At 58.7% G+C, this 17597-nt stretch carries 17 protein-coding genes; 7 read left to right on the top strand and 10 right to left on the bottom strand.

The genetic code is table 11. The features are described 5' to 3' along the window. Positions 1-13: 13 nt before the first annotated feature. The 6 genes from EDD77_RS04985 to EDD77_RS04960 all read right to left on the bottom strand — a co-directional run bounded on the left by EDD77_RS04985 (position 14) and on the right by EDD77_RS04960 (position 7634). Positions 14-793: a M15 family metallopeptidase gene (locus EDD77_RS04985; protein ID WP_455692606.1), complete on the bottom strand. Its 780-nt coding sequence runs from the start codon at positions 791-793 to the stop codon at positions 14-16. Positions 794-1170: 377 nt separating this feature from the next. Continuing rightward, positions 1171-2379, bottom strand: a complete 1209-nt coding sequence (locus EDD77_RS04980) for an aspartate kinase (protein WP_058966601.1) — start codon at positions 2377-2379, stop codon at positions 1171-1173. Between the two features lie 123 nt (positions 2380-2502). Continuing rightward, a complete protein-coding gene (gene thrB, locus EDD77_RS04975) occupies positions 2503-3396 on the bottom strand; it encodes a homoserine kinase (protein WP_058966603.1) in 894 nt (297 codons plus the stop codon). 15 nt (positions 3397-3411) lie between these two features. Further along, positions 3412-4629: a homoserine dehydrogenase gene (locus EDD77_RS04970; RefSeq protein ID WP_058966605.1), complete on the bottom strand. Its 1218-nt coding sequence runs from the start codon at positions 4627-4629 to the stop codon at positions 3412-3414. Positions 4630-4711: 82 nt separating this feature from the next. Beyond that, positions 4712-5137: an ACT domain-containing protein gene (locus tag EDD77_RS04965; RefSeq protein ID WP_132587325.1), complete on the bottom strand. Its 426-nt coding sequence runs from the start codon at positions 5135-5137 to the stop codon at positions 4712-4714. 202 nt (positions 5138-5339) lie between these two features. Further along, entirely contained in the window at positions 5340-7634 is a 2295-nt protein-coding gene (locus EDD77_RS04960) for a transglycosylase domain-containing protein (RefSeq protein ID WP_058966609.1), read from the bottom strand. Between the two features lie 516 nt (positions 7635-8150). Between EDD77_RS04960 and EDD77_RS04955 the strand changes: the two genes are divergently transcribed. The 6 genes from EDD77_RS04955 (at position 8151) to EDD77_RS04930 (ending at position 12832) form a co-directional block, all read left to right on the top strand. After that, on the top strand, positions 8151-8447 hold the full coding sequence (locus EDD77_RS04955) for a hypothetical protein (protein ID WP_058966613.1): 297 nt from the start codon (positions 8151-8153) through the stop codon (positions 8445-8447). A gap of 122 nt (positions 8448-8569) precedes the next feature. Next, positions 8570-10348, top strand: coding sequence for an HAD-IIIC family phosphatase (locus EDD77_RS04950; protein ID WP_082669680.1), 1779 nt, complete (start codon positions 8570-8572; stop codon positions 10346-10348). Between the two features lie 15 nt (positions 10349-10363). Continuing rightward, the gene (locus tag EDD77_RS04945; RefSeq protein WP_058966615.1) at positions 10364-10606 is read left to right on the top strand and encodes an acyl carrier protein; all 243 of its coding nucleotides are present in this window, start codon (positions 10364-10366) and stop codon (positions 10604-10606) included. A gap of 78 nt (positions 10607-10684) precedes the next feature. Next, the gene (locus EDD77_RS04940) at positions 10685-11101 is read left to right on the top strand and encodes a MaoC family dehydratase (protein ID WP_058966617.1); all 417 of its coding nucleotides are present in this window, start codon (positions 10685-10687) and stop codon (positions 11099-11101) included. A gap of 10 nt (positions 11102-11111) precedes the next feature. Next, positions 11112-11843 carry an SDR family NAD(P)-dependent oxidoreductase gene (locus EDD77_RS04935; protein ID WP_058966618.1) on the top strand — a complete coding sequence of 244 codons (732 nt, stop codon included), beginning with the start codon at positions 11112-11114 and terminating at the stop codon, positions 11841-11843. Next, positions 11840-12832 (top strand): hypothetical protein, encoded by a 993-nt coding sequence (locus EDD77_RS04930; protein ID WP_058966620.1) that lies wholly within the window; start codon positions 11840-11842, stop codon positions 12830-12832. The genes EDD77_RS04935 and EDD77_RS04930 overlap by 4 nt, the downstream gene beginning before the upstream one ends. Positions 12833-12910: 78 nt before the next feature. Here the strand turns inward: EDD77_RS04930 and bilS are convergent, their stop codons facing one another. The 4 genes from bilS to EDD77_RS04910 form a co-directional block, all read right to left on the bottom strand. Continuing rightward, positions 12911-13414: a flavodoxin family protein BilS gene (bilS, locus tag EDD77_RS04925; RefSeq protein WP_058966622.1), complete on the bottom strand. Its 504-nt coding sequence runs from the start codon at positions 13412-13414 to the stop codon at positions 12911-12913. 61 nt (positions 13415-13475) lie between these two features. Beyond that, positions 13476-13961 carry a bilirubin utilization transcriptional regulator BilQ gene (gene bilQ, locus EDD77_RS04920; protein ID WP_058966623.1) on the bottom strand — a complete coding sequence of 162 codons (486 nt, stop codon included), beginning with the start codon at positions 13959-13961 and terminating at the stop codon, positions 13476-13478. 148 nt (positions 13962-14109) lie between these two features. Continuing rightward, positions 14110-15468: a redoxin family protein gene (locus EDD77_RS04915; RefSeq protein WP_058966625.1), complete on the bottom strand. Its 1359-nt coding sequence runs from the start codon at positions 15466-15468 to the stop codon at positions 14110-14112. A gap of 212 nt (positions 15469-15680) precedes the next feature. Then, complete coding sequence (locus EDD77_RS04910; protein ID WP_077138619.1) at positions 15681-16583, bottom strand: RICIN domain-containing protein; 903 nt, start codon at positions 16581-16583, stop codon at positions 15681-15683. A gap of 217 nt (positions 16584-16800) precedes the next feature. On the opposite strand from EDD77_RS04910, the gene sfsA reads away from it, so the two are divergent. Beyond that, positions 16801-17499: a DNA/RNA nuclease SfsA gene (gene sfsA, locus EDD77_RS04905; RefSeq protein WP_058966627.1), complete on the top strand. Its 699-nt coding sequence runs from the start codon at positions 16801-16803 to the stop codon at positions 17497-17499. Positions 17500-17597: the final 98 nt, after the last annotated feature.

The following is a 17597-nucleotide window of genomic DNA, read 5'->3' as shown; positions in this document are numbered from 1 at the left end:
GCGGCCCGCCTTCTCAGGCCTGACGCAGGTTCTCGTCCAGATATTCTTCCAGGCACAGGCCGCTGGCGGTGATGGCTTTCGCATTTTCCACACCCACATAGCGGTAGTGCCAGGGCTCATAAATAATGCCGGTAATGGCCTGTTTGTTCTCCGGATACCGGAGGATAAAGCCATATTCCGGCGCGTGCTCGAACAGCCACTTTGCGGCGTCTGTTTTGCCGAAAGCTTCGTCCAGATTCTGATGCTTCGGGGTCACAATATCGGCGGCAAGGCCGGAGTTATGCTCGGAATAACCGGGAACAGCCACCACAGTTTTGGCCTGATTATAGGCTTCCTCTTCCGTGCTGCCCTTATCCAGCCATTTCTGCTTTTCCGCATCAAACAGACTCTGCTGATATTCCACGGTGCGGTAGCCGGAGCAGAGCATCAGGTCGATTCCCTCTGCCGCCGCGGCGTTTTTCATGTTGATGAAGGCGTCGGCCGCCACGGTGGCAAGCTCCTTGCCGGTGGATTCATCAGCCACCTTCACCTCCAGCGTGTCCTCCCAGCCATCCGGCAGCTTCACGTTGTTATTCACCAGTGTGAGCAGCCAGTCAGCATCGCCGCCACCAGTGGTGGCGGCGGTGCCGGTGGCGGAAGCCGAATCGGAGGTGCTGGCAGAGCCGGATTCCGAACCGCTGGCAGGCTCCGAAGTCGAATCGCCGCTGGCGGAAATGCTGGTGGAGCTGCTGATGGAGGTGGAACCGCTGGAAGAGTCCTTGTCCTTGGTGAACAGGCCCACCAGCTTGACCATGCCAAACACGATCAGCGCCAGAAGCGCCAGGCAGAGAATCGCAAAAATGATCCGATTACGGCGGATCTCCTTCTTGCGCCGTGCGCGGGCAGCAGCCCGGCGGCGGCGTTCGGCTTCGCTCATTTCACGGGGCGGATAACTTGGCATTTGGTGCAACACTCCTTAACTGTGAGGTTATGAACGGGGGCGCCTGAGCGCCCGGGCTTCCATTTTTCGATCGCGGTTTGCAAAACCTGTTTCATAGTTTCATATTATACACGTTTTTGCCCATACTGTAAACGTGCAAAGCTGCAAAGAAACTGTGAACGAATCGCCCGCAAACCCAAAAACGCCCCTTTGCATCCATTCGGCTCTGCAAAGGGGCGCTGCATAAAAGTTTAGTGGATGAAGGCGTCGTGGATGGCCGCCACAGCGCGGTCGGCGTCCGCCTTGTCGATGATGACGCTGATCTTGATTTCGCTGGTGGAGATCATGCGGATGTTCACGTTGGTCTCAAACAGAGCCTCGAACATACGGCTGGCAACGCCGGGGTTGCTCTTCATGCCGCCGCCCACCACGCTGACCTTGGCGCAGCCGGTGTCCACGGTGATATCCTTGCCGCCAAAGCGGTGCTGATTTTCCTTCAGTACCCGCAGCGCGGTGTCCGCGTCGCTCAGGGGCACGGTGAAGGTCAGGTCCTTATCGCCCTCGCGGCCGGTGCCCTGCAGGATAATGTCCACATTGATGTTCTTCTGCGCCAGCACACCGAATACCTTGAACGAGGTACCGGGTACATCCGGCACATTCAGGATGGTGAGAACGGCCACGTCGGTGTCCTTGGCCACACCCTTGATCAGCATACCTTCCATATCGCTAGTAACCTCCTTAACAACTGTGCCGGGCACAGGATTCAGGCTGGAGAGCACTTCCAGCTCTACGCCGTATTTTTTTGCAAGCTCCACGCTGCGGTTGTTCAGCACCTGCGCGCCGGCGCCGGCCAGCTCCAGCATCTCATCGAAGGTGATTTCGTCCAGACGCTTTGCGCGGGGAATAAACCGGGGATCGGCGGTATAAACGCCCTCCACATCGGTAAAGATCTGGCAGCGGTCTGCATGCAGAGCAGCCGCCAGCGCCACAGCACTGGTGTCGCTGCCGCCGCGGCCCAGGGTGGTAATATCCTCCATACGGTTCAACCCCTGGAATCCGGCCACGACCACCACACGGTTGCGGGCCAGCTCACTTTCCACCCGCTCGCTGTCCAGCCGGCGGATGCGGGCCTTGGTGTAGGCCCGGTCGGTATGGAAGCCCGCCTGCCAGCCGGTCAGGCTGATGGCAGGCACACCCAGCTCGCTCAGGGCCATGGCCAGAAGCGAAATGGAGATCTGCTCACCGGTGGCCAGCAGCATATCCATCTCACGCTGAGAGGGATTGCTGGTAATTTCGGCGGCCTTCTGGATCAGGTCGTCGGTGGTGTCGCCCTGGGCGGAAACCACCACCACTACCTCGTTGCCCGCGTTGCGGGTGTTTGCCACGATGCGGGCCACGTTGAAGATCCGGTCCCGGTTTGCCACCGAGGTACCCCCGAATTTCTGCACGATCAACGCCATTGTTTCTCTCACTCCTCTATCCAAATGCGCACCGCCTGCAAAAAGAGCGGCCCGCCTGCACATATAATCTGCAAAATCCCGCTTTCCGGCAAAATCTCTGCCGAAAAGCGGCGCAGCACTTTACTATTCTACCACAGCGCCTGTGTTATCCGCAAGCATTCTGCGCAAAGAAAAGGCCATGGTTTCCGGCTGCTCCAGCAGTGCTTCCTCGGCTTTTTCAAAGAATTCGCAGTTATCCCGATGAACCACCGCCATGATGGTGGGGCCGGCGCCGGAAATATACACTGCATAAGCGCCCAGATCCCAGGCGATCTCGAATACCCTCTCGCCGCCGGGGATCAGAGGCAGTCGGTACTGCTGGTGCAGCGCATCCTTGGTGGCCACCCGCAGCAGCTCATAGTCACCGTCGCAGAAAGCGGCAGTGGCCAGCGCCGCGCGGGACAGATTGTACACCGCGTCCCGCCGATCCACGGTTTTGGGCAGCGCCGCACGGGCCTTTTCGGTAAGCAGCTTGAAATTGGGAATGAAGGCCGCGAAGGCCAACTCTTCGTTGATCTCCTTACGGGCGGTGAACACCTGACCCTCGTCGAACACGCTGCTCACAAAGCCGCCCAGCATGGCGGGAGCCACGTTGTCCGGATGGCCCTCGATGGAGGTGGCCAGCGTGAGCATCTGCCGCTTGGTGAGCGGGTTGCCCAGCAGAGCATTTGCGCCCAGAATACCCGCCACAATGCAGGCAGAGCTGGAACCCAGACCCCGGGCCATGGGGATGGGGTTTTCCTGCCGGATGCGCAGGCCCTTGATGGGCTTGCCCAGCTGTTCATACACCGCCTTGGCCGAGCGGTAGATCAGGTTGGAGGTGCCGGTGGGAATCAGCGAACCGTCGCTGGCCATGATGTCCAGCTTATCCCACTCCTCCATGGTCACCGTGTTGTGAAGCGAAAGTGCAAGGCCCAGCGCATCAAAACCGGCGCCCACATTGGCGCTGGTGGCCGGGACAAGAATCTTGACTGCCATACTGCCTTTTCCTCCTTACTGCTCCAGCCGGCGCAGCTCCATCTGCACGCTGCCGCCCAGAGCCTTGACCTGACGGGCCGCCTCATAGAGCTTCTTCGGGGTAATGTTCTCGGCCAGATAGGCGGCCTGACCGCCATCGTCCGCCACAAGTTCGCCGGCGCCATACAGACCGGGCAGCATGGAGGCCGTAAGCCCCTTTACTCGCACATAATATGTGGCCGGTTCGCCGCTGGTGAGCGGAGCAGGCAGCTCGGGAGAGGGCTCCCAGAAAATACTGGTATGCACCGCCGCCCCCTGCTGAGCGGCCAGAGCCAGATCGGCAACAATGGCGCTGGCGGTAGGCAATTTGCCCGCACCGCGGCCATAGAAAAACACATCGCCCACCATGTCACCCCGTACCAGCACGCCGTTGAACACATCCTCCACACCGGCCAGCTGATTTTCCAGCGGCACCAGCATGGGTTCCACGCCCACTGCCGAGCCGGCCTCGGTCTGCCGGGCCCAGGCAATCAGCTTTACCGCACAGCCCAGCCGGGCAGCGGCACGCAGATCAAAGGGCTCCAGCCCCCGGATGCCTCGGGTGGGAATGTTCCGTGTGTGAACCTGTTTGCCAAAAGCAAGGCTGGCCAGAATGGCAATTTTGCGGCAGGCGTCCGGGCCGTCCACATCGTCTGAGGGGTCTTTGGTCTCCGCGTAGCCCAGCTGCTGCGCCTCTTTCAGTGCGGCGGAAAAATTCATATTTTCCCGGCTCATGCGGGTGAGCATATAGTTGGTGGTACCGTTCACAATGCCGTATACTTCCTTCACCTGATTGGCCAGCATGCTCTGGCACATGGGGGTGATCAGGGGCATACCGCCGCCCACACTGGCTTCAAACAGAAACGCCACGCCCTTCTCTTTTGCCAGCGCCAGCAGCTCGGCGCCATGGGTGGCCACCAGCTCCTTGTTGCTGGTCACCACACTACGGCCGCTGGCAAGCAGCGCCTTCACATAAGGATATGCGGCTTTCACGCCGCCAATGGCCTCTGCTGCCATGGTAATTTCCGGATCATTCAGAATATCGTCGATGCTGCTGGTGAACAGCTCCGGGTTTTCGGTAACCTCCAGCACCAGGATCCGCTTGACCCGAATTTCCTGACCTGCCCGTCGGGCAATGAGTTCGGCATTTTTCTGCAGCACATCCCACACGCCGCTGCCCACGGTACCGAAGCCCAGGATCGCAATGTTGATCATAAATCCTCCCCGCCCGGCGCACAGAGCCTGCCAGGCACTTGTGATAAAAATGGAAAAACGGCCTCCGGCCGTTTTGGGGGCGTTATACGCCCTGATGCACCTCGACCACCGCACGCTGCTGCGCCAGCTGGGCCAGCATCTCCTCAATGCTCACCCGAAGGGTATCGGTGCGGACGGTGACTTCAACCTTAGCCGCGCCATTTTCCGGAGTGGCCTGATTGATGGTAACCACGCTGCCGCCTGCTGCGGAAATCCCGCCCAGAAGCGCCTGCAATGCGCCGGTTTCATCCAGCAGGGTAGCCAGCACAGTGATGATCTGCTGGGTGCTGCGGGCATCGAAAATACAATCCTTATATTTATAGAACGCACTGCGGGAAAGATCCACCGCCCGGGTTGCCGCCGAGATGTTGCGGGCTTCGCCGCTGGCGAGCAGCTCCTTTGCCTTGAGAACCTTCAGAAACACCTCGGGCAGGACCGCTGCGTCCACCATCAGAAAATGCCGTTTCATGCTGTTTTGTACACCCCTTGAACACATTTGTTTTTACGCATGTGTATAGTGTACCACTTTAGCGTATCAAAACGCAAGATGCTGTTTTAATTTTGTGAAAACCCGCACATTTCTCACCCGCGTTCTATTTTGTATGCACAGAATGCACAAAAAAGCCCGCTGTGCGTTCACGGCGCACAGCGGGCTTTTTCAACTTGGATTTTTACGGATGCATGGCACAGGTGCCGGGCATGTTGTCGGCAGTGTAATAGCCGGTCTGCCGGTTGGGGCAGTTTGCTCCGGCCAGATCGCCGCTGTCCACACAGAAGGCGGCGGTCTTAACGTCCTCGCTCACCGGGAACTGTTTGACCTCCAGGCCCTCCTGCACGGTTTCCATATAGGATTTCCATACCTTCTGGATGGCCTTGGCGTTCTTGGCGCCCGCCTTGCTCATATCGTAAGGCTTGTCGTAGCCCCACCACATGCTGGTCACATAATGGGGGGTCAGGCCGACAAAGGTATAGTCCTTGTTGTCGGTGGTGGTACCGGTCTTGGCAGCTGCTTCCATCTCGCCGCTGGGCTTCATGCCGCTGGCGGTACCGCTGGAACCCAGAACGCCCTGCAGCAGCCGGTTCATGATCATGGCAGTGCTTTCCTTGATGGCCTGGGTGTGCACCACGTTGACCTCATTGTCGATCAGCACCTCGCCGGTGGTGGCATACTCCACACGGGTATACAGGTGCGGGGTCACATACTCGCCGCCATTGCCGAACATCAGATAGGCGCCCGCCAGCTCGATGGGAGTGGCGCCGCCGTTCTGGCTACCCAGCACAATGGGAGCAAGGTCCATATCGTTTTCATTCAGGTGAGACATGCCCACAGTATCCTTGGCAAAGGTGTACATGGACTCCACACCCACCAGCTGGCCCACCTGCACCGCAACGGTGTTCAGGGACTGAGCCAGAGCGTAGTTCACATTCACGGTGCGCTCGCCGTGGCCGGTGCTGGTCACATAGTTCTGAGGCCAGTCGCGCCAGATGCCGGGATTGGCCAGTACCTCGGGTGCGTCGTTTTCGAACATCTTGTCCCGGTACTGCGGATAATTGTTTTTCTGGTTATCCAGCAGCACCTTGCCAACACCCATATCCACAAAGTTGGTGGAGTAGTTGATCCAGCCCATATCAATGCCCAGAGAATAGGCGGCGATGGGCTTCATGGTAGAACCGGTCTGCCGTGCCACATTGGCCCGGTTCAGGCTCAGATCGGTGGTCTTTTCACCCAGACCGCCCACCAGCGCCTTGATCTCACCTTCGTAGTTCATGGTGACCATGGCCACCTGGCTGTGAACCGTCTTATAATAGTAAACCTTGCCGTCCTTGTCGGTCTTGGTCTTGAGGGTGCCGTCCTCGTTGTAAACAACGCCCTCCTCCTCGGCCAGATCCTCCTCGGTCTTGCTGCCAAGCTCGAACTCCTCTTCCCGTTCCATCCAGGGAATGCTCTCGTCCTCGTTCAGCAGCATCTTTTCCATCTCTTCCTGCAGATAGGGATCCACAGTGGCGTAGATGCGCAGACCGCCGTTGAAGATCTCGTTCTCTGCCTCAGCCTCGGTCCAGCCCAGCTCGTCCACCAGCTGCTGCTTCAGCGCGGTGTAAACCGCATCGCTGAAATAGGAGCGAACGCCGGTGCTGGTGGAGCTGTCGGTATCCGTCTCGGCCAGAGTCAGGGGCGAATTCACCGCCTCATTATACTCTTCCTCGGTCAGATGGCCCTGCTCGTACATGTTTTCCAGCATCACATTACGGCGCTGCAGATGCTCTTCCGGGTTTTTGTAGGGATTGTAGGTATTGGGGCTCTTGGTGATCGCCGCAATGCTGGCGCATTCGGCGGCGGTCAGCTGGCTCAGATCATCCTTGCCAAAGTACTGGATGGCGCCTGCCTTTACGCCGGCAGTGTTGCCGGTGAGGCTGATGGTATTCAGATAGGTCTCCAGAATCGTGTCCTTATTGTATCGGTTGTCCAGACCCCAGGCGCGGAAGATCTCACGCACCTTGCGCATGGCGTCCTGCTCATCGTCGCCGGTAAGGTTCTTGATGAGCTGCTGCTCCAGGGTGGACGCACCCTGCCGGCTGCCAAACAGCTTGATGGGGGTGTACTCATTGATGGCCGCGGCGATGGTACGCTTGAAGCTCACGCCGTGGTGCTCGTAGAAGTCCTTATCCTCGGTGCAGATAAAGGCCCACTTCAGATACGGGCTGGACTCGATCTCGCTCAGCTCGGCCCACTCACGGTTATTGGTGCGGTAGAAATCCTCGTATTCCACCCACTCGCCGGTCTCATGGTCCTGCGCCATGATCCAGGTGGTCTGGGCCAGCTTGACCTCGGTCAGGTCCAGATTGTCGTCAGCAGTGGCTTCCACCAGATACAGGCTCAGTGCCACAGCCGCCACGCTGGCAACCATCACACCCAGACAGATGCATACAGCGATAAACCGGAACAAACCGCCGAAGAAACGGCGCACACCACTCTTTTTCTTTTTGGGGGTATGTCCGCCGGAACGGGGCGCACCGGAAGAGCCCTGCCCGCCGCTTCTCGGCGCACCGGTGCTGCGCTGGGCGCCGACCGCCGCACTGCGGTTGACCGTGCGCTGCGTACCCGCACCGGGCGTACGGTTTACCCGGCGGAGTGCACTCTGGCCACTCTGGCTGTTCTGCGGGCGCCGGATATTGCGGTGTTCGTTGTTTTCGATGGGGACCGCCTCCTTTGCGGAAATGATTCATTGTTTTATTTCAGGCATCGCCGCAGGGTATTTTTGCCCCGGGCAGCCCTGCCAAAAAACGCCGAAGCCGCTTTTTCAGCAAAGCCGGGCAGACCCTGAAAGCCGTTTTCAGAAAGCTTTCACATTCAGGCCCTACCCTGCCTATTTTGATATTATACCACAACTGCCTGCCGCAAGTACAGCAAAAACCGAATTTCACATCTCTCCGTTTGAAACCGCCCTGTTCGGGCCATACTGTTTTCAAAGAGGTGAATCACTATGCCGAAAGTATGGATCTATCTTCTTGCTCTGCTTTGTGCGCTGGGGCTTGCTGCCAGCGTGGCTGTGTTTATGCTGCGCCCTTTCGAAGAAGAAGCACCCGAAAGCAGCTATACCCTGCGGGACTGGCACGGCAGGCTGGCCCTGTTCGAATCCGGTGAAGCGGAGCAGCCGGTGGAGGTGTACGATGTTTATACCCACCTGCTGCCGGAAAACGATGTGCTGAGCCTGCAGGCGGGCATCCCGCTGGAAAACCGTGAACAGCTGCAGCGCCTTTTGGAGGATTTTGGCCTGTGACGCGTTGCGTGCCGCCGGGGTTTATAGTATAATCAAACTGAATGTGACGGGCCCCGCTTGCGCCCGTGGCTTTGACCGCCGCTTTCCGGCAGGTCATGATTTGTGCAAGGAGGAATTTTGCTGTGAACTGTTTTGATTATCCTCTGGACCCGGCCTATCTGCTGCAGAAAAAGCGCAGCCTCAAGCGCCAGCTGCTGGAGAAACAGGGTCTGATTGAGAAAAAGGTCGCCATTATGAGCGGCAGCACCATTGGCGAGATCAAAAATATTCTGGAACTGTTTTTGCTGGAAAACGGTATCAAGCCCACCTTCCACGAGGGCGCCTATGCCCTGTTCTATGAAAATCTGGTGTTTGACGACGGCTCGCTGAAGGAGTTCGCCCCGGATGTGATCTATATCCACACCAGCGTGCGCAACATCAAGCTCTGGCCGGACATTTCCGACGAGCCCGCCCGGGTGGAGGAAAAGCTGAACGCGGAATACAGCCGCTTCGAGCAGGCCATCCGCGCTGCGCTGGCCTTCGGCTGCCCGGTCATTGCCAACAACTTCGATCTGCCGGTTTACCGGGTGATGGGCAACCGGGAGGGCGTGGACTGCCACGGCCGGGTGCGCTTCGTGCGCCAGCTGAACGAAAAGCTGGCTTCTCTGGCCGAAGCCACCCCGAACCTTTACCTGAACGATCTGGCTTACCTGCAGGCGGTACACGGCATGGACGCCTTCAGCAGCCAGACTGCCTGGTACGCCTACAAGTACGCGGTGAGCATCGACTGCATCCCCTACCTGTGCCAGAGCGTGGCCAACATCATCAAGAGCCTGCTGGGTAAGAACAAAAAGGCCCTGGCGCTGGATCTGGACAACACCCTATGGGGCGGCATCATCGGTGACGACGGCCCCGAGGGCATCGTGATGGGCAACGAAACCCCCGCCGGCATGGCCTACGCGGAGTTCCAGAGCTACTTAAAGGAGCTGTCCAAGCTGGGCATCCTTCTGAACGTATGCAGCAAAAACGAGGAGAAAATCGCCCTGACCGGCTTCGAGCGGGCAGACACCGTGCTCAAGCGGGACGATTTCCTCTGCTTCAAGGCCAACTGGGAGCCCAAGAGCCGGAACATCGCCGCCATGGCCCAGGAGATCAACATCCTGCCTGAGAGCTTCGTGTTTGTGGACGACAACCCCGCCGAGCGGGAAATCGTGCGCCAGGAGCTGCCCGGCGTGACCGTGCCCGAGCTGGGCGCACCGGAGGAGTACATCGCAGCCATCGACCGCAGCGGCTACTTCGAGGTGACCACCCTCTCGGCCGACGACAAGAAGCGGGCCAGCATGTACAAGCAGAATCTGGAGCGGGCTCAGCTGGAGCAGAGCTTCGGCGATTACAACGACTATCTGAAGAGTCTGGAGATGCACTGCGAGATCGGCGCCTTTGACGAGCCCCACGCCGAGCGCATCACCCAGCTGATCAACAAGACCAACCAGTTCAACCTGACCACCCGCCGCTACACCGCCGCCGAGATCGAGAGCATTATGACCGATCCGGGCTACATCACCCTGTACGGCCGCCTGGTGGACAAGTTCGGTGACAACGGTCTGGTCACCGCCATGATCGGCCACATCGAGGGTAATGTGCTGGATATGGACCTGTGGATCATGAGCTGCCGCACCTTCAAGCGTCGGCTGGAGCACGCCATGTTCGATGAGATGGTGCGCCGCGCCGCCGCTGCCGGTGTGGAAAAGATCGTGGGCCACTACTATCCCACCGCAAAAAATTTGCTCGTTCGCGATTTTTATGCTACAATCGGTTTTGAACAAACCGCCCAGGACGACCAGGGCAACCTGACCTTCGAATTCACCGGCTTTGCAGGCTACGAGCCCCAGTGCGGTGTGATGGAGATCGAGATCGTTTAAAAAGGAGTTTTTCAAATGGATAAGCAGAGCATTTTTGACGCCGTACAGCAGATCTTCCGCGACAACTTCGACGACGAGGAGCTGGTGATCACCCGCGAAACCTGCGCCGACGACATCGAGGATTGGGACAGCCTGGAGCAGATCAACCTGCTGACCGCCATGGAGAAGAAGTTCGGCCTGAAGTTCAAGCTGGACGACGTGCGCGGCCTGGAGAACGTGGGCGACCTGCTGGATCTGATCGAGCGTCTGACCGCGTAAACAATCGCAAAAGGGGCTGGGCTGCGAGCCCGGCCCCTTTTCTGTTTGAGCCCTTTTTCAAAGGAGGACATATCCATTATGAACAGCTACACTCTGGCGGACATCACCCCCGGCATGACCGAAAGCTTCACCGTGACCGTGACCGCCGAAATGATGGACGCCTTTTACGCCATCACCGGCGACAACAGCCCCATCCACATGAGCGAAGAATACGCCGCCGGGCGCGGTTTTCCCGGCCGGGTGGTTTACGGCATGCTGGGCGCCAGCTTCTTTTCCACGCTGGCGGGTGTCTACCTGCCCGGAGAGCACTGCCTTTTGCACAGCGTGGAATCCAAATTCGCCAAGCCCATCTTCATCGGCGACACCCTGACCATCACCGGCAAGGTAGACGAGGTGAACGAGGTATTCGGCGAAATCACCATCAAGGCAACCATCACCAATCAGGACGGCAAAAAAGTGACCCGCGGCGTCATCAAGGCGGGCGTGGCAAAATAAGGAGGACTTTATGGGCAATGTATATCTGATCACCGGCGCTTCCAGCGATGTGGGCTGCGCGCTGATCGAGCGGCTGTATCAGGAGGGCGATCTGTTCATAGCCCAGGGTGCGGGCGATCTGAAGGGGCTGGCCGACCTGTGCAAGGCACACCCCGGCGCCATCCGCACCTACGATGTGGATCTGACCAATGAGGCGGCGCTGTGCGCCTTTATCGAGGACGTGCAGAAGAACTGCCCCGCTCCCACCCATTTTGTGCACCTGCCCGCCCTGCGGGTGGTAAACACCAAATTCAAGAAGTTCGACGAGGAGCGTTTCGAACTGGACCTGTCGGTGCAGGTGCGCAGCGCGGTAGCCCTGTGCAAGGCCTTCGTGCCCGCCATGGCCAAGGCCAGAAAGGGCCGGGTTCTGTTCATGCTCACCAGCTATCTGCTGGGTATGCCTCCCAAGAACACCGCCGCCTATGTAATGGCCAAAAGTGCTCTGGCCGGTCTGGCCAAAAGCCTGGCCGCAGACTATGCCAGCTTCGGCGTAACCGTGAACTGCGTGGCCCCCAGCATGATGGAGACTAAGTTCCTGGCTGAGACCAGCGACCTGATCGTGCAGGCCAGCGCCGAGGCCAACCCCATGGGCCGCAACGCCCGCCCCAGCGACGTGGTGCCCGCCATGGCCTTCCTGCTCAGCGATGAGGCCGGCTTCATCACCGGCGTAACGCTGCCCATCACCGGAGGCAGCGCCTTATGAGCGATTCTCTGACCCTGCGTCTGGCCCGGCCGGAGGAAACCGACCGGGTGATCGCGTTCATCAACGAAAACTTCGACTGGAAGCTGCCGCTGGTAAACCTGCCGGAATATTTCAACTTCTACTACCACAGCGGCGACGCGCTGCAATACGCGCTGGCCGAGGAAAACGGCGAGCTGCTGGCGGTAGCCGGATACATCCGGGCCAACGAATCTCCCGCCCCGGACATCTGGGTCTCGGTGTGGGTGGCAAAAAAGGGCCACAACGGCGTGGGGCTGGACCTGATGAACGCCATGCCCCGGCTCACCGGCGCTTCGGTGGTGGCCTGCAACAACATCCGCCCCAAAACCATGGCCTTTTACCGGTTTCTGGGCTGGCACGCGGATCGGGTGCCTCACTACTACCGCCTTTCCGGTCAGGCGACCTACACGCTGGCCCGTGTGGCAGACCCCACCGTGCTGCCTGTGAGCGGTGACCTGACGCTGGAACAGGTAAACAGCCCGGAACAGCTGGCCGAGCTGGGCCTGCCCGAAACGCCCCACACCCCCAAAAAGGATCTGTGGTATCTGACCCGGCGTTATTTTGCCTTCCCCCATCTTACTTACGATGTGTACTGCGCCCGGGAGAATGGCGTCATACTGGCCTATCTTGTGGCCCGCGTGGTGGACAGCGGCTGCGGCAAGGTGCTGCGCATCGTGGATTTCATTGGCCGGGATGAAACCCTTCCCCGGCTGGGCAAGGCCATTGATAACCTGCTCCATGCCGCCGGTGCGGAATATGCCGAGTGCTACTGCGCCGGCATCCCCGCCGAGGTGTTTGCGGCGGCAGGCTTCTGCGAGCGGAAGGAAGGCAGCGAAAACATCCTGCCCAACTATCTGACCCCACCCCTGTTTGAAAACACGGAATATTACTACTTCACCAGCTGCCCGGATCAGTTCGTGCTGTTCAAGGCAGACGGTGATCAGGACCGGCCCAATCTGACCGTGGACTGATTTTCCAGACAAAAAAGGCACCGTGACGGCGCGAAGCGCACGTTCACGGTGCCTTTTTCTTATTATTTCCGGAAACCCTTACGCCAGGCAACTCTTAGCCCAGGCTGTAGCAGCTTCCAGATCATCGGCGTTCGGATGTGCCAGTGCTGCGTCGAAGTTTTCGATAAGCATTTTGTAGCGGGCATTTTCCGGCTCCTTGGCCTGCATGGCCTCGTAACGGCTGCGCACCGCCTGAGGCATCCGGCCCTGACACATGAAGCCGCCGCCATACACCGCCCCGGCGGGCAGATTTTCCCGCACGCGGGCCAGAATCTGATCGAAATACTGCTGGCTCTGGCCAAAACCGGCGGTGCCGAACAGATATACGGTCTTTCCGTCTGCCTGCTTCAAAAGCTCCGCCACCTTTTCGTCGCAGCTGCCCTTATCGGTCCAGAAGCCCACAAACAGTACTTCCGCCTGCAGCGCCGCTGTATCCGGTGCGCCGCAATACACCAGCTCCCCGGCGGGAAGCTGCTTTTCAATTTCCTCAGCCAGCTGGCGGGTGTTGCCGGTGTTGCTGGAGTATACAATGGAATAACGCATAATTGATTTCCTTTCCTGCACAATTGCAGATCGCCGCTGCTTCAGCGGCTGGGGTGAGTAATTATTCACTGCAAGTTTCCTTGCGGATGGCTTTGCGCACCGGCCCGGGAGCCGATTCCATGGGGGATTTGGGCATGGGAATCCCAGCCATTGCCTTCTGCAGCAGCGCTTTCAGCTGTGCCACCTCTTCCGGGCTCATGCCTTCGGTGCGCTGCGCTTCCCACTGGTAAAACCACCGGCCGGCCTGCACAAAGGCATCCCGGCCCTGTTCGGTCAGCTCCAGCACCACCGCCCGCTTATCCTGCTGGGAACGGGTACGGGTCATGAAGCCCTGCTGCACCAGCTTTTCCACCGAGCGGGTGGTATGGCCGCTGTCCGCCCCGATTACCGAGGCCAGCTCTCCCGCCGAGCAGCCCGGATGCCGCCCCACATACAGCAAAAAGTAAAGCAGCCCCTGCGAAAGCCCCAGCTCCTTCAGCCGCTGGGCGCAGAACTGGGTAAAATCCCCCCGCAGAAGATTGATATAGAACGCAAGTGTCTGTTCCATGTCCGGTCTCCATCCTCTTTTATTTTTCCTGACAAAATCAATTATATGAATTTATCTGCATTTGTCAAGTATTTTCACAAAAAAGGGGCGCTCTCCTCTGTTTTACAAGGAAAGCGCCTCTTTTGCTTTGCATTTGTGGCGACCGGAATCAATTCGCCCGGATGCCGCTCACGGTCTGGTCAATGATGCTGTCCATAATCTCGCGGGTCATGGAGCCCTGCAGATAACCGAACAGATTGCCGTCGCTGTCGATCATGAAGGTGGTGGGGAAGGCGGAGATGCCGTAGTCCATCAGCACATCGCCGGTGGTGTCCATCAACACCGGATAGGTGTAACCGCCTTCCTCCAGAAAATCTGCAATGCCGTCCGCATCCAGCGTCTCCTGATTGAAGGGGTTGGCATCGCTCTTGGGTGCGGCCACGCCCAGAATGATCACATCACCGGTATTTTCGCCGTAATCCAGATACAGCTGCTGGATGTCCGGCATTTCCTTCTTGCAGGGACCGCACCAGGTGGCCCAGAAGTTCAGGAACACGGTCTTGCCCTTGTAGTCGGAAAGGGTATGTTCGTTGCCGTACTGGTCCACCATAGTGAAGTCCGGCGCAGCAATCACCGGATATTCTTCCTCCTCCGGGCTGTCGGCTGCGCTTTCCGGCTGGCTGGATGCTTCGGACTCTGCCGGTTCACTGCCCGCCTGCGGCTGGCTCGTGGGCTGGGAATCCGGCTGAGAATCGGGCTGGCTGCTGCTTACCGCCTGGGACGAAGATACCCCAGCGCCGGAAGTGCCCACGCCGGACAAATACCCGGTGAAGCTGTTCATCCAGCCGGTGAACATCATCAGACCCATCAGGATCAGCAGCACACCGCCTGCCTTGGCCGTATATTTGAGCCAGGAAGTGTGGCGGCGGAAGAAGGAAAGCACCTGACTGGTGAACAAGGCCACAAGCAAAAAGGGCAGCACGAAGCCCAGGGTGTACACACCGATGAGCAGAAAGCCCTGTGTCCGGGATGCGGAGGAACCGGCCATGACCAGCACACTGGTGAGAGCGGGGCCCACACAGGGAGTCCAGGCAAAGCTGAAGGTGAATCCCAGAATCAGCGCAGTGAGCGGGTTCATGCTGAACCGGTTCAGGTCAAAGGGCAGGCGGTGCTCCTTTTGCAGAGCGTCCACCTGCAAAAAGCCCACCTGATACAGGCCCAACAGCATGATCAGAATACCACCCAAGCGGGCGACCAGCGCCCGGTTTCCACTGAGCAGCTTGCCCAGCGCCGTGAAACCCAGCCCCAGCATGAAGAAGGCGAAGCTCACGCCCAGAACGAAAAACAGGGTGTTGCGCAGCGCAATACGGCGGCGCTGCTTATCAGTCAGGCTGGCACTGGCCGCGCCGCCTGCCAGATAGCCCAGATAGAGCGGCACCAGCGGCAGCACGCAGGGCGAGAAAAAGCTGAACAATCCCTGCACAAACACCGTAAATACCGAAATACTGGTTTCCAGATTAAACCCCATAAACGAATGATCCTCCCATAATAAGAATTGGTATCAGTATAGCAAAAGCATCTGGTCTGCTACTGTGCCATAATCACAAACCGTATGAGCATTTACCTTGTGCACACAAAAAGCGGCCCACCTGCCTGGGGCGGGACGAAAGGCGAAACCGCCGGAACGTCTCTCTCCAGGGCAGGCGCACCGCCCTGTTTTCAATTTCTTTTATGCCAGGCTTACTTGGCAGCGCGGCGCTTGCCGGCCTTTTTCAGGTTCGGCTTGGGCGCGGGCTTCGGAGCCTCCACGGGCTTCGCGGCTTCCGCAGCCTTCTTTTCCTCCGCGGCTTTCAGAGCCTTCTGTTCCTCGGCAGCCTTCAGAGCCTTTTGCTCTGCTGCGGCCTTCAGGGCCTTTTGCTCCTCTGCCGCTTTCAGGGCCTTCTGTTCCTCTGCCGCTTTCAGAGCCTTCTGCTCTTCCGCTTCCTTCAGCGCTTTGGTCGCTTCAACCGCAGGCTCAGCCTTTTTGCGGGTTGCACGGGGCTTCTTCGCCGCCGGAGCCTCTTCGGCCTTTTTCTCTGTGGTTTTCTTGACCGCAGTCTTGCGCGCAGTGGTCTTTTTTGCAGGTTTGGTCTCTTCGGCAGGAGCAGCTTCGGTCTCAGGCTCAGCCTTCTTGCGGCTGGTCTTTTTGGGCTTCACTTCTTCCACAACCCACAGCTGGTTGTCGCCGTTCACATCCTGCCAGATCTGCAGGCGTGCGCCGTTATCCTGGCTCATGCCCACCACGTCCAGGCACTTGCCGGACAGATTGGACTTGATCTTTACGCGGCCGTCGCCGGTATTCTCCAAAACCCACAGCTGGCTGGAGCCGCTGGTGCCTTCCCACTGGTGCAGCCAGGTGCCGTCCACTACACCGCCGGCAATCAGGTCAAGCATCTTGCCGGTGAAGCGGTTGCGGATACGATACACGCCTTCCCCGGCGCGCACGAACGCCCACTGCTGCCACTCTTCGCCCGCGTAATCCCACAGCTGAATGGCTGCGCCGTTTTCGGTGTTAAAATCCGCCACTTCAACAACCTTGCCATTTGCACTTGCAATGGTGTAGAATTTATCAGGACTGATTACCGTTTGAACCGTCTTTTTCATGATGTTCGCTGCTCCTTCCTTATCTGAAACCTCAAACCAAGCCAGCCGTACGACCCTCTCTCCTCCAAAGCTGACGCATTTGCTTTGTGCTTAGTTTCTTGCCTGATTATACCATATTATTCTGCTAAAATCCAGTGGTTGCACGCCTGCGAAGAATACTTCACAATTGCGTCAAGTTTCGACAAAAGCCGCACACCACGTTTCAGGAGGTCTCCTCATGCGATATTCCAACGTAATCTCCGCCCGCTTTCTCAGCCGCCCAAACCGGTTTATCGCCCGGGTGGAGCTGGAAGGGCAGGTGTTGAACGTCCATGTAAAAAATACCGGTCGCTGTGCCGAACTGCTGTGCCCGGGCTGCACCGTCTATCTGCAGCCCGGCGATAACCCTGCGCGCAAAACCCCCTATGACCTGATCGCTGTGGACAAGGCCGGCCTTCTGGTGAATATGGATTCTGCCGCCCCCAATCAGGCGGTGGCGGAGTGGCTGGCCGCCGGAGGCATCGGCCCGTTGGACGAACTGCGCGCCGAATATAAGCTGGGCGCTTCCCGCTTCGACTTTTTCGCCCGCCGGGGTGAAGAAAAAATTCTGATGGAAGTAAAAGGCTGCACATTGGAGGAAAACGGCTTCGCCCGCTTCCCGGATGCCCCCACCCTGCGGGGGCTCAAGCACGTGGAGGAGCTGACCTCACTGGCCGGGCAGGGCTGGCGCTGCTATGTGATGATCCTTTTGCAGATGGAGGGAATGGAGCAGTTTTCCCCCAATTGGGCCACCCATGCAGACTTCGGCCACGCGCTGCGCCGGGCAGTGGATGCGGGCGTCACACTGCTGGCTTACGACTGCCGCGTCACCCCTTCCAGCCTGACGGTGAACGCCCCGGTTCCAGTGGACCTGACCCCGCCGAACCCTTTCGCATAACATGCTCCATTACACCATAGAGCACGCTCCGCCGGGGCGTGCTCTGTTTTTTGCCCCGAAAGAATGGCAGCAACACAAAAGATGTGCTACACTGAGAA

The organism is Allofournierella massiliensis (genome assembly GCF_004345265.1).
GTDB lineage: Bacteria > Bacillota > Clostridia > Oscillospirales > Ruminococcaceae > Allofournierella > Allofournierella massiliensis.
Note: the sequence above shows the minus strand (reverse complement) of the source record. Positions and strands in the feature narration are given on the sequence as shown.